The sequence below is a fragment of the Candidatus Polarisedimenticolia bacterium genome (assembly GCA_036004685.1).
Classification (GTDB): domain Bacteria; phylum Acidobacteriota; class Polarisedimenticolia; order Gp22-AA2; family AA152; genus DASYRE01.
The window spans coordinates 58,057-71,870 of sequence record DASYRE010000006.1 but is presented as its reverse complement, the minus strand read 5'-3'; the positions used below and the strand labels follow the sequence as shown (position 1 = coordinate 71,870).

The following is a 13,814-nucleotide window of genomic DNA, read 5'->3' as shown; positions in this document are numbered from 1 at the left end:
CACCGCCCCTACCGACAGCAGGAACGACAGCAGCACCGTCCCGCACGCGATCCACGACACCGCCCGCTTCGGCAAAAACCGCCGCCCCAGCAGGCCGTTCACCGCGAACCCCAGAAACGGCAGGACCGGTATCAGCCAGAGTAGGTTCAGCATCCTTCCTTACCAGCGCATGAGATCGACGTCGTCGACGTCGGTGCTCTGCCGCTTCCGGAAGAGCGCGATGACGATCGCGAGGCCGACCGCGGCCTCGGCCGCGGCGACCGTCATGATGAAGAAGATGAAGATGTGGCCGGTCATCGAGCGCAGCTCGTAGGCGTAGGCCGCGAACGTGAGGTTCACCGCGTTGAGCATCAGCTCGACGCACATCAGGATGACGATCACGTTGCGCCGGATCAGGAAGCCGAGCGCGCCGATCGAGAACAGGACCGCGGCGATCAGCGGGAGAAAGGAGGTCTTCACCGCTCCCTCCGCGCCAGGAGCACCGCTCCAATCATGGCCACCACCAGGAGGACCGACGCCGCCTCGAACGCGAACACGTATTCGCCGAACAGGAGGCGCCCCACGTCCTCGACGGTCCCGAAACCCGCCCAGAACCCCCCGGTGTAGCTGTTCGAGGCGGAGCTGCGCCCCCACATGGCGATCCAGAGGAGCGCCACCAGCAGCAGCCCTCCCAAGCCGGCCAGGGCGCTCTGGATGCGGCCGCCGGGGGCCGCCTCCTCGACGCGCAGATCCAGCAGCATCACGACGAAGACGAAGAGAACCATGATCGCGCCGGCGTAGACGATGATCTGGATGGCGAACAGGAATTGGGCGTTCAGGAGCAGGAAGAAGAGCGCCACGCAGACCAGGTTGACGATCAGGAAGACGACGCTCACCATCGGGTTGCGGTGGAACACCACCATCAGGGCGGCGAAGATGGCGACGAACGCGACGGCGTCGACCAGCAGGATTTCGGGATTCATATCCACCCGTTCAGAATCAGCCAGGACGTCAAGAAGATGTTCAAGAGCGCCAGCGGCAGCATGACCTTCCATCCCAGGTCCATGAGCTGATCGAACCGGAAGCGCGGCAGCGTCCAGCGGACCCACACATAAACGAAGAGGAAGAAGGCCACCTTCAAGAGGAAGGCCGCCACCTGGATCAGCGACACGGCGAGCGGGGGAAGCGACAGGGAAGCGAGCCCGGGGACCTGCCAGCCTCCGAAATAGAGCGTCACCATCAGCGCCGACGCCGTCACCATGTTGGCGTACTCGGCCATGAAGAACATGGCGAACTTCATGCTGGAGTATTCGGTGTGATAGCCGGCGACCAGCTCCGACTCGCACTCGGGAAGATCGAACGGCAGCCGGTTGGTCTCGGCGAAGGCGGCGACGATGAACACGAGCGCGCCAATCGGCTGGGTCCACACGTTCCAGTGCATGAGCCGGTCCTGGGTCAGGACCACTTCACTCAGGCGCAGCGAGCCGGCGGCCATCAGGGCCCCGACGACGGACAGGCTCATCGCCAGCTCGTAGGAGATGAGCTGCGCCGAGGACCTCAGGCCCCCCATCAGCGAGTACTTGTTGTTGGACGACCACCCGGCCAGCGCGATGCCGTAAACGCCCATCGCGGACATCGCGAAGATGAAGAGGATCCCGACGTCGAGGTCCGCGACCCGGAGCGGAATGTCGCGTCCGAAAAGAGGGATCGTGTCCCCGAAGGGGATGACCGCGGAGCCGAGCAGCGCGGGGACGAAGCTCAGCGCCGGGGCCAGGACGTAGAGCGGCTTGTGGACGTGAGGCGGAACCACGTCCTCCTTGAAGAGGAACTTGATCCCGTCCGCGATCGGCTGGAACAGGCCGGCCGGCCCGACCCGGTTCGGGCCCAAGCGATCCTGGATCCAGGCGGAGACGCGCCGCTCCACCCAGGTCATGAACGTGACGGCGCCCATCACCAGACTGATGACGAACGCCACCTTCACGAACGATTCCAGGATCTGCTCGCCGATCCCCGGATCCACCTACGGCTCCTTGGCGTTCGCCAGGTCAAGTCCCGCCGTTCCCACGGCCGGCGTGTCGAGTCCGAACAGAGGCCCGGGCCGGGACGCGCTCCGCCGGAACGCATCCCGGAAGCTCTGGGGGGCCGGCTCCCCGCCGAGGCGCGCCACCATCTCGTACAGCGGACGCCAGGCCGGATCGCTTTCGCCGTGCGGCAGGAGGCCGGGGCGGAGCAGCTGGAGTCGTCCTTCGAAGTTCATGGCGCTGCCGTCCAGCTCTCCGTAGGCGCAGACCGGAAGGGCCAGATCCGACGCCCTGACCGTCGGCGTCACCCGCCAGTCGAGCGTGAGCAGGAGGTCCAGCGTCCCCAACGCCGCGCCCGCCTCCTCGCCTCCTTCGCCGATCGGATCCTCCCGCAGGACAATCAGGGCGCGGATCTCCCCTTTCGCGGCGGCCGCGACGATCTCGTCCAGCCGGGCGTTGACCCCGCCGATCAGGAGGGCTCCGCGCGAGTTCATCGTCTTGTCCTTCCGGATCAGGAGGCCGTCGTCCTCGCCGCGCTCGTGAACCGGAAGCGCCGTCCGGGTTCCGCCGAGGGTTCTCATCAGCTCCGCGAGCGCCGCCTGCTCCTCCAGCGTCGCGTGGCCGGAAGTGATCGCGGCGATCGAGGCGCCCCCGTGCTTCCGGGCCACCTCGCCGAGCGTCGCCGCCGCCTCCTCCCAGGCCGCCCGGGGCATCAGCGGCCGGGCCGTCCCGGCGGCCGTTCCGACCATGGGCCCCGAGCGCGCGTCGGCGAGGCGCTCGGCGATCTGATACCGCTCGTAGCTCAGCCTTCCCTCGTCGCAGATCCAGCTCTTGTTCACCGCCTCGCTCTCCCGCGGCATGATCCGCCAGATCCGGTTCTGGTGGATCCCCAGGTAGACGTTGCAGCCGCGGGCGCAGCCCGAGCAGATCGAAGCGGTGTTCTTCAGGAACCAGACGCGCTGCTTGAAGCGGAATTCCTTGACCGTCAGCGCTCCGACCGGGCAGATGTCCGAGGTGCACCCCGAATAGGCGTTGTCGAGCCGCCGTCCCGGGAACGTCCCGATGATCGAGTGGTCTCCGCGGTTGAAGAACCCCAACTCGTGGGTGTGGGTCACCTCGTCGCAGAAGCGGATGCACCGGGTGCACTTGATGCACCGTTCGGCGTCGAAGACGATGTGCGGCCCGAGATCGACCTGCTTGTCCCCGTGGACCTTCTCGCCTTCGAACCGGCTCTGGCCGGTGCCGTAGTGGAACGAATGCGACTGGAGGATGCACTCGCCCGCTTTGTCGCAGATGGGGCAGTCGAGGGGATGGTTGATGAGGAGGAACTCCATCACCCCCTGCCGGCCCTTCACCGCCTTCTCGGAGCGCGTCTTCACCACCATTCCGGGAGCGACGCGCGTGGAGCAGGCGATCTGGTTCTTCGGCATCTTCTCGATCTCCACCAGGCAGATGCGGCAGTTGCCGGCCACCGAGAGCCGATGGTGGAAGCAGAACGAGGGGATCTCGATCCCGGCCTTGGCGGCCGCCTGGATGAGGTTCATCTCGCGGGGCACGGTGACGGTCTCGCCGTCGATCGTGAGCGTCACTTCCGCGGGTTGCTGCGTCTCTTCGGCCATTCTCGTCCTCAGGCGCGACCGGGCGCCGCGGCCGCCGCCCGCGGGCACCGCCGCGTGGCGACGTGCTCCTCGAACTCCTCGCGGAACTGGGTGACGTAGCTCCGGACGGGCATCGCCACGGCGTCTCCGAGCGGGCAGATCGTGTTCCCCTGGATCCGATCGCTGAGATCCAGGAGGAGATCGAGATCCGACTTCCTGCCCGCGCCGCGCTCGAGCCTCTCCAGGATCTGGACGTACCAGCCGGTCCCTTCGCGGCAGGGCGTGCACTGCCCGCAGGACTCGTGGGCGTAGAAGCGCGCCAGGTTGAGAAGCGCGTCCACCATGCACACGCTGTCGTCCATCACGATGACGCCGGCCGAGCCGAGGAGGGTGCCGGCGGCGGCGAGGGAGTCGAAATCCATGAGAACGTCGATCTGATCGGCGCGCAGGACCGGGACCGAGGACCCGCCCGGGACGACCGCCTTCAGCGGGCGATCGTCACGGAGCATGCCGCCCGCGTGCTGGTAAATCAGCTCCCGCAGGGGGATGCCCAGCGGGAACTCGTACACGCCCGGCCTGCGGACGTGCCCCGAGAGGCAGAAGAGCTTCGGCCCGGTGTTCTTGGGCCGGCCGATGTTGCCGTACCAGTTCGCCCCCATCTCCACGATCATCGGAACGTTGGCGACCGTCTCGACGTTGTTCACCGACGTCGGCTTCCCGTAGAGTCCCACCTGGGCGGGAAACGGAGGCTTCAGCCGGGGATGTCCGAGCTTCCCTTCGAGCGACTCGAGCAGCGCGGTCTCCTCGCCGCAAATGTAGGCCCCGGCCCCGCGATAGACCGTGATCTCGAGATCGTAGCCGCTGCCGAGGAGGTTCTTCCCCACGTAGCCGCGGGCGCGGGCCTCCTGAACCGCCTGGAGGAGAATCCGGTAGGGCCGGACGAACTCTCCCCGGATATAGATGAAGCCGTGATGGCATCCGACGGCGTAGCAGCCGATCAGGAATCCCTCCAACACCAGATGCGGGTCCCGTTCGAGGAGGAGCCGGTCCTTGAACGTCCCCGGCTCGCTCTCGTCGGCGTTGAGGACCAAGTACTTGGGGCCGGGCCCCTTCGGCATGAAGCCCCACTTCATGCCGGTCGGGAAACCGGCTCCGCCCCGTCCTCTCAGGCCCGAGGCCTTCACCTCCTCCACGACCTGCTCCGGGGTCATCTCCTTCAGCGCCCTCGCCAGCGCCCGGTAACCGCCCCCTTGAAGATAAGCCTCCAGGGTCGCGGAGTCGGAGCGGTGCAGGTTCTTCAGCAGAAGCGTTTGGGCGCGGCCGTCGGTCATTTCATGGAGTCCAGGAGCGCGTCGAGGCGCTCGATCGTCAGTCCCTCATGGTAATCGTCGTTCACCCGCATCATGGGCGCGGTGTCGCACGATCCGAGGCACTCGACCGTCACGAGCGAGAACCGGCCGTCGGGCGTGACCTCTCCTTCCGCGATCCCCAGCCGCGTCCTCAGGTGAGCGAGAATCTCCCGGCAGCCGCGGAGCTGGCAGGAGAGGGTCCGGCACATCTGCAGGTGGTGCCGGCCGGGAGGCTTGCGCCGGAACATCGTGTAGAAGGACACGACGCCCGCGACGTGGGCCACCGGCACATCCACCCTCCGGGCGGCGTACTCGATGTCTTCGTCGGCGATGTATCCCCTCTCCGCCTGGAGCAGGTGAAGCACCGCCAGAAGCGCCGACTGAGGCTGCGGATATTCCAGCAAGGCGGCCTCGATCCGGCTTTCGGTCTCCTTGCCCGGAATCACCGGTCCACCTCCCCCATGACCGGATCCAGGCTCGCGACCACGGCGATCAGATCCGAGACCATCCCTCCCTCGGCCATGAGCGGCACCGCCTGCAGGCTCACGAAGGAAGGGGAGCGTATTTTCAGGCGGTAAGGCGACTTGCTCCCCTCGCTCTTGACGTAGAAGCCCAGCTCGCCCTTCGGAGCCTCGACGGCGTGGTAGACCTCTCCGGTCGGGGCGGGAAAGCCCTCGGTGACGATGATGAACTGGTGGATCAATTCCTCCATGCTGGTGACCACCTTCTTCTTCGGCGGCAGGACCACCTTCGGATCGTCGGCGTTGACGGGACCCGCGGGCAGGCTCGCCACGGCCTGCCGCAGGATCCGCACGCTCTGGCGCATCTCCTCGATCCGGACGAGGTAGCGGTCGTAGGCGTCGCCGACGCCGCCCAGCGGGATCTCGAAGTCGTACTGCTCGTACCCCGAATAGGGGAAGGCCTTCCGGACGTCGTACTCGACTCCGCACGCCCGGAGGTTCGGGCCGGTCAGGCCGAAATCGACGGCGTCGGCGGCCGAGATCTTCCCGATGTTCTGCGTGCGCTTGAGCCAGATGCGGTTCCGCGTCAGGAGGGTTTCGTACTCGTCCACCTTCTGGGGGAACGTCTTGATGAACTCCGCGAGCTGCGGAATCAGGCCGTCCGGAAGGTCGCGGGCCAGCCCGCCGACCCGGGGATAGCTCGTCGTGAGTCGGGTGCCTGTGATCATCTCGATCAGGTTGTAGAGAGTCTCCCGCTCCCGGAAGGTGTGGAAGAAGACGGTCGCCGCGCCGAGGTCGAGCGCGCCGGTCCCCAGCCACAGCAGGTGCGCGGAGATCCGGGCGATCTCGCAGCAGATCACGCGAATCGCCCGGCAGCGTGGCGGCACCTCCAGCCCGATCAGCTTCTCCACCGCCAGGACGAACGCCACGTTGTTGGACAGCGGGGCCAGATAGTCGAGCCGATCGGTGTAGGGGATGAACTGATGGTAGGTCATGCTCTCGGCGATCTTCTCCATGCCCCGGTGAAGATAGCCGACGTGAGGCACGACCTTGCGCACCACCTCCCCGTCCAGCTCGACCACCAGCCGCAGCACGCCGTGCGTGCTCGGGTGCGACGGGCCCATGTTGATCGTGACCGTCTCCCCCGTCACCGGATCGGGGGCGATCTTCTCTTCGGGGTGAGACATCCGTTTCCGCCTTTTCTATTGCTCCAGTGGAAAGTCCTTGCGCAGCGGGTGGCCGACGAAGTCCTCGGGCATGAGGATTCGGCGAAGGTCGGGATGGCCCTTGAAGCGGATCCCCACCAGATCGAAGGCTTCCCGCTCGTGCCAGTCGGCCGTCCGCCAGACCGGCACGACGGAATCGATCTCCCCTTCCTCCCCCAGGCGGACACGCAGCCTCAGGCGGCGTTTCCGGGCAAGGGACAGCAGGTGATAGATCACCTCGTAGCTGTATTCGCGCTCCAGGAAGTGGATCCCGGCGATGTCGAGAAGCAGGTTGAAGCTCATCTCCGGATCGCTCTTGAGAAAGGCGCAGATCGGCCGGATCCCCGACGGCTCCAGGACGAGTGTCTCTTCGCCCCGGAAGTAGACGACCTCCTTCAGCGCCGCGCCGAATTTTTCCCGGACCTTCACGACCTCCAGCGGCTCCGTGCCCATGGCTCCCTAGTCCCAGTCCAGCGCTCCGCGCCGGAGAATGTAGAAGTAGCCCAGGAGAAGGACGAAGATGAAGACGGCCATCTGCCAGAAGCCGGTCGATCCAAGGTGCCGGAACACCGTCGCCCATGGGAAGAGATAGGCCGCCTCGATGTCGAACAGGATGAAGAGCATCGCCACGAGGTAGAAGCGGACCGAGAAGCGCTTCCGGGCTCCCTCGAACGGGGGGAGGCCGCATTCATAGGGGGACAGATCGGTGCGGCCTCGCTGCGCCGCCCGGCGCCCCAGGATCCAGGAAAGAAACAGGATTCCCGCCGCCATCAGCACGACGATCGAGAGCTGCAGGAGAACCGGCAGGAGGCTGTCGGACACTGAGGAGATTTCCTCGTGATGCCCTTCACAAGGCCGGAGCAACGCGAAAGGGTTGGGACCGGGGGCGGAGGGTAGCACAGGGGAGGGGGTGTGTCAACGCGCCGGGAAATCCGCCGTCCGGCTCCAAATCGAGTCCCATCTTTCGTTTCTTGAGCGAGTTGCGCCCGGCCGGAGCGCCGCCTCCGCGGGTCAGGGCTGCGACACCGCCAGGGTCAGGGTGACGGCGCGGGCGATCACGCTGGCGAGCCACAGGACGAGGATCGGGAATCGCAGGCGCCGCGCCGGAACCGAGGTGACGATCGGCAGCCCCACCAGGACCAGCGCCCAATACCAGACGCTGAAGAGATCGACGGCCGAGGCCAGGCCTCGGGCCGCCGCCGGGACTCCCGCCGCGGGGAGAAGGCTGGCGAGGCTGAAAGGGATGCCGCTGCCGGCGTCGGCGAGACTCCCGCCCCGGCTGGCCACGAGAACGCCCAGTCCGATCGCCTGGGGCACGACGGTCACCATCTGCGCGTGGACTTCGAACGAGAAGACGGTCACGAAGGGGGCCTTCCCCTCGCGCAACGTGGCGATGCCCCAGAGCAGCATGGCCAGGAAGAGGTTGCCGAGGATCGGGGCCGCGAGCGCCATGACCGTGGCGGCGACCTGCATCGCCTTGAGAGTCTGCACCTTCTCGAGCTCCCCGAGCTTCGCGGGAGCCGCGGCGATCGATTGTCGCAGGGCTTGCTGCCATTCGGGACGGGCGAACAGCGCCCCCCACAACAGGAAGGAGAACAGGACCGACAGGAGGAGGGGGAAGACCCAGTTGGGCCGCTCCCGGATCTCGGCGCTGGCGGCTCGCGGCGCGTAGAAGATTCTCGCCACGCGGCCGAGGGCCTGCAGGGGTCCGAGATCGCCGGGCGGCGGGGCCGCCGGCTCGGCGGGTCCGTTCACTCAGGCGCCCGAGAAGGGGAGCGACTCATTCCGCGATGGTGATGTTCCTCGTGTCGAGCAGGATTCCGAGCACCCGGTCCAGCTCCACGAGCGACTTATTATAGTCGACGATCGCCTGGTTCTCGCGGCTCTCCGCGCTCGTGAGGTCGGTCTGGAACTGGAGGATCTGAAAGGTGGTGCTCATCCCGTTGGCGTATTTCTTCTGCTCCGCGTCCAGCTTCTCGTGCTGGAGCTTGGTATTGACCTGCGCCGCCTTGACCCGCTTGAGGTTGGTCTCGATCTGGCGCACCGCGTTGCGGGCCTCCACCCGGGCTCCCTGCTCCAGCTGCTCGATCGTGACCTTCGAGCGCTCCTCCTCATAGTGCGAGGCGGCGTAGGCCGCTTCGGCGGCCCGGTTCCGGATCGGAATCCCGAGCTGCAGCTCGGCGCTCCAGGTGCTCGAATCCCGCTGGGCGATGTCGCTGAAGGTCTGTCCGACGCCCGTCGAGTCGATCAAGGGCCGGCCCCCGGGGTCGAGAAGGATCGCGCCCGTGACCGGATCTCGCACGAAGAAATTCCCCGCCAGACCGCTCGCGCCGTAGCGCGCGATCAGATCGAGGCGGTAGAGCTTCTGGTTGCGCCGGAAGACCAGATCCGCTTCGCGATTGGCGAGATCGAGCCGCGCCTGCTCGAGATCGGGGCGCTGCCGCAGCGCCGTCCGGATCGCCTCGTCCATGTCGATCACCTTGTCCAGGACCTGGGGCTGATCGGTCGGCTGGATCGGCTGCTTCCACAGCGGCGAATCGGGCGGGATGTTCATCAGCTGCCGCAGGTTGTCCTCGGCGGTGAGGATGGCGTTCTTGGCCAGAATCACCGCCTCCTCACGATCGGCCACCCCCGCCTGCGCCTGGGTGATCTCGATGGGGGGAAGGGTGCCCACCTTGACCTTGATCTCGGTCTGGCCCAGGAAGTCCTCCGCCAGCTTCAGGGAGGCCTCGGTCGTCTTAAGGTTCATGATGGCGAAATTCAGATCCCAGTAGGCCTTCTCCGAGGTCGACAGGGTATCCATGACGACCTGCCGGAAGCGCGAGCGGCTCATGTCCCGGTTGTTCCGGGCGATGGTGATCTGAGTCTCGTTCACCTTCTTCCCGAAGTTCCGCAGCAAAGGCTGCGTGTAGGTGGCGAGCGCCTGGGAGAAGTAGGTCGGGCCCGGATCGCCCGGCAGGTGCCGGTTCGCGAAGACGTCGAACTGGAAGGTGCTCCCGATCCGCAGCGGGTCGATGTAGCTCGCGGAGAAGGTCCTGTCTTTGGAGGCGCTGACGAACTCTCCGCTGAGGCGGTCCGCCTGCGGCGAGTTGTCCTCGCCGACCTGGGCGCTGCCGAAGACCTGCGGATCGAAGGCCGCCTCGGCCGCCGTGATGCTGGTCTCCGCGATCTTCGGATCGAACCGGGTGATGATGAGATCGAGGTTCTTCTCGAGCGAAGATTTCAGCACCTCCGCCAGCGAGAGCGGCGCGGCGGGAAGGTCGCCGGCAGCGGCCGGGGTCGCGGCGGGCGGAGACTCCTGGGCTCTCGGGCCCGGCCCGGCCGGGGCCAGGCAGGCGAAGGCCAGAATTCCGGACAGTATGCGTCGGGACCACCTGTTCATTCATCACCTCAGAAGATTCGCGTCGAACGAGCCCCCGCGCGGCCGCAAGCACGGCGGCCGCCGGGACCGGATGGGCCGGGCGGGATTTCAGGTTCGCGAAACAAACGGATATACGAATCCGAAGGAAATCAGGTTCAGTCGGGACGTTCCGCCGCCTCCGGGACCAGAAGGCACGCGGCGAGCTGATCCTTCCCGACCCGCCGCAGCGCCGGCTCCGTCCGCGAGCATTCCTCCACCGCCACGGGACACCGCGGGTGGAAGGCGCACCCGGGAGGAGGGAGCGCCGGGCTCGGCAGCTCCCCCTTCAAAAGCGTCCGCTGCGGGCGAGCGTCCGGATCCGGGACGGGAATCGCCGAGAGGAGCGCCTTGGTATAGGGATGCTTCGGGTCCCGATAGAGCGTCTCGGCGTCGGCCACTTCCACGATTTTCCCCAGGTACATCACCGCCACCCGGTCGCTGATGTGCTCCACCACGCTCAGATCGTGCGCGATGAAGAGATACGTCAGCGAGAACTCGTCCTGAAGATCCATCAGGAGGTTGACCACCTGGGCCTGGATCGAGACGTCGAGCGCCGAAACCGGCTCGTCGCAGATGATCAGCTTCGGCTTCAGCGCCAGGGCCCGGGCGATGCCGATGCGCTGGCGCTGCCCCCCCGAAAACTCGTGAGGATAACGCTTCATGGCCGAGGGGTCCAGTCCGACCCGCCGCAGCAGCTCCGCGACGCGATCCGAGCGCTCGCTGCCGCGCGCGATCTTGTGGATGGCCAGCGGCTCCCCGACGATCGTCCCGACTCTCATCCGCGGATTCAGGGAGCTGTAAGGGTCCTGGAAGATGACCTGCATCTCCCGGCGCATCTTGCGCATCTCCGGCGCGGAGAGCGCCAGGAGATCCGCTCCTTCGAAGGTGATCGTCCCCGCGGTCGGCTCCATCAGCCGGAGGATACAGCGTCCCGTCGTCGTCTTTCCGCTCCCCGACTCCCCCACCAGCCCCAGGGTCTCGCCCCGCCTCAAGGAGAGATCGACGCCGTCCACGGCGCGCACGTAGCCGCTGACTTTGGAGAACACGCCCCGCCGGATGGGAAAGTGCTTCTTCAGCCCGCGGACCTCCAAGAGGGTCGTCTCTTCCGGGACGCTCATCGGGGCGCCGTCCTTTCCGCGGCGGCGGGAGGATGGTGCAGGAAGCAGGCGACCCGGCGCCCGGGGCCGAGCGGCAGAAGCGCGGGGTCTTCCCTCCGGCACGCTTCCATGACCTCCGGGCAGCGCGGCGCGAAGGAGCATCCCGGCTCCCGGCGGCCCGGATCGGGAACGCTTCCGGAAATGATCGGCAGCCGCCGGCGGCCGGACCGCGAGCGCTCCCCGAGGCGCGGCATCGACCTCAGAAGACCGAGCGTGTAGGGATGCTTGGGCGACGCGAAGATCTCCCTCACCGGCGCTTCCTCGACGATTCGCCCCGCGTACATCACCGCTACGCGGTGGGCCGATTCGGCGATCACGCCGAGATTGTGGCTGATCAGGAGCACCGACAATCCGAACTGCGAGCGCAGGCGACGGAGAAGGTCGAGGATTTCCGCCTGAATCGTCACGTCCAGCGCCGTCGTCGGCTCGTCGGCGACGATCAGGGACGGCTTGCAGGAGAGGGCCATGGCAATCATGACGCGCTGGCACATCCCGCCGCTGAGCTGGTGGGGATATTCACGGATGCGCCGCTCGGGATCGGGGATTTGGACGAGCTGGAGCAGCCGCACCGCTTCCGCCAGGGCCTCCCGCTTCGGCATCCTGTTGTGGACGCGTATCGCCTCGGCGATCTGGGAGCCCACGGTGAAGACCGGATTCAACGCCGCGACCGGCTCCTGGAAGATGAGGGCGATCTCCTTGCCCCGGATCTTGCGAATCTCCGGCTCGCTCAGGGACATGATATCCCGCCCGCGGTAGCGGATCCTGCCTGCCGCGATCCGTCCGGGCGGGGCGATCAGCCGGAGCAGGGCGAGGGCGGTGACGCTCTTGCCGCAGCCCGATTCCCCCACCAGCCCCAGCGTCTCCCCCTCCGCGACGTGGAAGGAGACGCCGTCCACGGCCCGGATCGTCCCCTCGGGCGCGGCGAACTCGACGCGGAGATCCTCCACCTCGAGCAGCGGCGGTCCGCTCAAAGGGCGACCTCGGGCCGGTAGGAGCCGAAGACGCGGCGCAGGACGTCGGAAACCTCGCCGAGCGTGGCCCGGCTCTCCACGGCGGCCAGGACGGCCGGAACCAGGTTCTCCGTGCCCCGGGCGCGACGCTCGAGATCGGCGAGCGATTGCCGCGCGGCGGCCGCGTCGCGGGTCCTCTTGAACCGGGCGAGGCGCCCGAGCTGCTCCCGGGCGACCGCCGGATCGATCCGGTGAAGGCGCGGAGCCTTCCCCGCCCTGCTCCGGTGGCAGTTGACTCCCACGACGCGCTGCTCGCCCGATTCGACGGCGCGCTGGGTCCGGTAGGCCGCCTCCTGGATCTCCCGGGCGATGAAGCCGCTCTCGAGGGCGGGGATCACGCCGCCCATCCGGTCGATCCGATCCAGATACCCTTGCGCCCCTTCCTCAATACGCGACGTCAAGGCCTCCACGTAGTAAGAGCCTCCGAGCGGATCGACCGTATCGGGAACTCCGGTTTCGCTCGCCAGGATCTGCTGGGTCCGCAAAGCGAGCGCCGCGCTTTGCTCGGTGGGAAGCGACAGCGCCTCGTCCATGGAGTTGGTGTGCAGGGACTGGGTCCCGCCCAGGATGGCCGCGAGCGCCTGGTAGGTCACGCGCACGACGTTGTTCTCCACCTGCTGCGCGGTCAGCGTCGAGCCGCCCGTCTGCGCATGGAACCGCAGCAGGAGGGACCGCTCCCGGCGGGCGCCGAACCGCTCCTTCATGATCCGGGCCCACAGCCGCCGCGCGGCGCGGAACTTGGCGACTTCCTCGAAAAGGTCGTTGTGGGCGTTGAAGAAGAAGGAGATGCGGGGCGCGATCGCGTCGACCTCCAATCCGGCGCGCCGGGCGGCGTCGAGGTACTCCACGCCGTTCGCCAGCGTGAAGGCGATCTCCTGGACGGCCGTGGCGCCTGCCTCACGGATGTGATAGCCGCTGATGCTGATGCTGTTCCAAAGAGGCAGGCGGTCCCGGCAGTAGGCGAAGAGATCGGTGGCGATCCGCAGGGAGGCCTGGGGAGGATAGATGTAAGTCCCGCGGGCCATGTATTCCTTCAGGACGTCGTTCTGGACGGTTCCCGAGAGCCGGTCCGGTGCGATCCCCCGGCGGGCGGCCGCGGCGACGTAGAAACACAGAAGAATCGCCGCGGTGGCGTTGATCGTCATCGACGTGGAGACGCGGTCCAGCGGGATCCCGTCCAGCAGGAGCTCCATGTCCTCCAGCGTGGAGACGGCGACCCCCACTTTTCCCACCTCCCCCTCGGCCGCGGGGTGATCGGAGTCGTAGCCCATCTGCGTGGGGAGATCGAAGGCGACCGAGAGGCCGGTCTGGCCGTGATCGAGCAGAAACTTCAGGCGGAGGTTCGTCTCTTTCGCGGAGCCGAAGCCGGCATACTGCCGCATCGTCCAGAGGCGGCTCCGGTACATGGCGGGTTGGATGCCGCGCGTGAACGGATACTCCCCCGGGAAGCCGATGTCGGTCTCCGGAGCGATCCCCCGGCAGTCCGCGGCGGTGTAGAGCGGCTGAATGTCGATTCCGGAGGAGTTCCGGCGGGCGCCTCTGGACTCTTCGTGCCTCTTCATCCGATCCCCGGTGGGAGGAGCCCTCGGCGTCGCGAACGGACTGACCCGGCGGGACTTCCGGAAAGATCAGGC

The 13,814-nt window shown here is 67.1% G+C and carries 14 protein-coding genes; all 14 read right to left on the bottom strand.

The genetic code is table 11. The features are described from left to right. Positions 1-159 precede the first annotated feature (159 nt). The 14 genes from nuoK to VGR67_00965 all read right to left on the bottom strand — a co-directional run bounded on the left by nuoK (position 160) and on the right by VGR67_00965 (position 13,742). Positions 160-459 (bottom strand): NADH-quinone oxidoreductase subunit NuoK, encoded by a 300-nt coding sequence (gene nuoK, locus VGR67_01030; protein HEV8334985.1) that lies wholly within the window; start codon positions 457-459, stop codon positions 160-162. Next, the gene (locus VGR67_01025) at positions 456-962 is read right to left on the bottom strand and encodes an NADH-quinone oxidoreductase subunit J (GenBank protein ID HEV8334984.1); all 507 of its coding nucleotides are present in this window, start codon (positions 960-962) and stop codon (positions 456-458) included. Before VGR67_01025 ends, nuoK begins: the two co-directional genes overlap by 4 nt. Next, positions 959-1,999: an NADH-quinone oxidoreductase subunit NuoH gene (gene nuoH / locus VGR67_01020; protein HEV8334983.1), complete on the bottom strand. Its 1,041-nt coding sequence runs from the start codon at positions 1,997-1,999 to the stop codon at positions 959-961. Before nuoH ends, VGR67_01025 begins: the two co-directional genes overlap by 4 nt. Continuing rightward, positions 2,000-3,619: a 2Fe-2S iron-sulfur cluster-binding protein gene (locus tag VGR67_01015; protein ID HEV8334982.1), complete on the bottom strand. Its 1,620-nt coding sequence runs from the start codon at positions 3,617-3,619 to the stop codon at positions 2,000-2,002. Between the two features lie 8 nt (positions 3,620-3,627). Beyond that, positions 3,628-4,929 carry an NADH-quinone oxidoreductase subunit NuoF gene (gene nuoF / locus VGR67_01010; GenBank protein ID HEV8334981.1) on the bottom strand — a complete coding sequence of 434 codons (1,302 nt, stop codon included), beginning with the start codon at positions 4,927-4,929 and terminating at the stop codon, positions 3,628-3,630. Next, positions 4,926-5,393 (bottom strand): NADH-quinone oxidoreductase subunit NuoE, encoded by a 468-nt coding sequence (gene nuoE, locus VGR67_01005; protein ID HEV8334980.1) that lies wholly within the window; start codon positions 5,391-5,393, stop codon positions 4,926-4,928. The genes nuoF and nuoE overlap by 4 nt, the downstream gene beginning before the upstream one ends. Next, on the bottom strand, positions 5,390-6,595 hold the full coding sequence (gene nuoD, locus VGR67_01000; GenBank protein HEV8334979.1) for an NADH dehydrogenase (quinone) subunit D: 1,206 nt from the start codon (positions 6,593-6,595) through the stop codon (positions 5,390-5,392). The genes nuoE and nuoD overlap by 4 nt, the downstream gene beginning before the upstream one ends. Before the next feature lie 15 nt (positions 6,596-6,610). Further along, on the bottom strand, positions 6,611-7,066 hold the full coding sequence (locus VGR67_00995; protein HEV8334978.1) for an NADH-quinone oxidoreductase subunit C: 456 nt from the start codon (positions 7,064-7,066) through the stop codon (positions 6,611-6,613). 6 nt (positions 7,067-7,072) lie between these two features. After that, positions 7,073-7,435, bottom strand: coding sequence for an NADH-quinone oxidoreductase subunit A (gene ndhC, locus VGR67_00990; protein ID HEV8334977.1), 363 nt, complete (start codon positions 7,433-7,435; stop codon positions 7,073-7,075). Positions 7,436-7,624: 189 nt separating this feature from the next. Continuing rightward, a complete protein-coding gene (locus VGR67_00985; protein HEV8334976.1) occupies positions 7,625-8,368 on the bottom strand; it encodes a YIP1 family protein in 744 nt (247 codons plus the stop codon). A 25-nt stretch (positions 8,369-8,393) separates the two neighbouring features. Next, positions 8,394-9,995 carry a TolC family protein gene (locus VGR67_00980; GenBank protein ID HEV8334975.1) on the bottom strand — a complete coding sequence of 534 codons (1,602 nt, stop codon included), beginning with the start codon at positions 9,993-9,995 and terminating at the stop codon, positions 8,394-8,396. 134 nt (positions 9,996-10,129) lie between these two features. Beyond that, a complete protein-coding gene (locus VGR67_00975) occupies positions 10,130-11,131 on the bottom strand; it encodes a dipeptide ABC transporter ATP-binding protein (GenBank protein HEV8334974.1) in 1,002 nt (333 codons plus the stop codon). Continuing rightward, positions 11,128-12,141 (bottom strand): ABC transporter ATP-binding protein, encoded by a 1,014-nt coding sequence (locus VGR67_00970; GenBank protein ID HEV8334973.1) that lies wholly within the window; start codon positions 12,139-12,141, stop codon positions 11,128-11,130. The genes VGR67_00975 and VGR67_00970 overlap by 4 nt, the downstream gene beginning before the upstream one ends. Continuing rightward, entirely contained in the window at positions 12,138-13,742 is a 1,605-nt protein-coding gene (locus VGR67_00965; protein HEV8334972.1) for a methylmalonyl-CoA mutase family protein, read from the bottom strand. The genes VGR67_00970 and VGR67_00965 overlap by 4 nt, the downstream gene beginning before the upstream one ends. Positions 13,743-13,814: the final 72 nt, after the last annotated feature.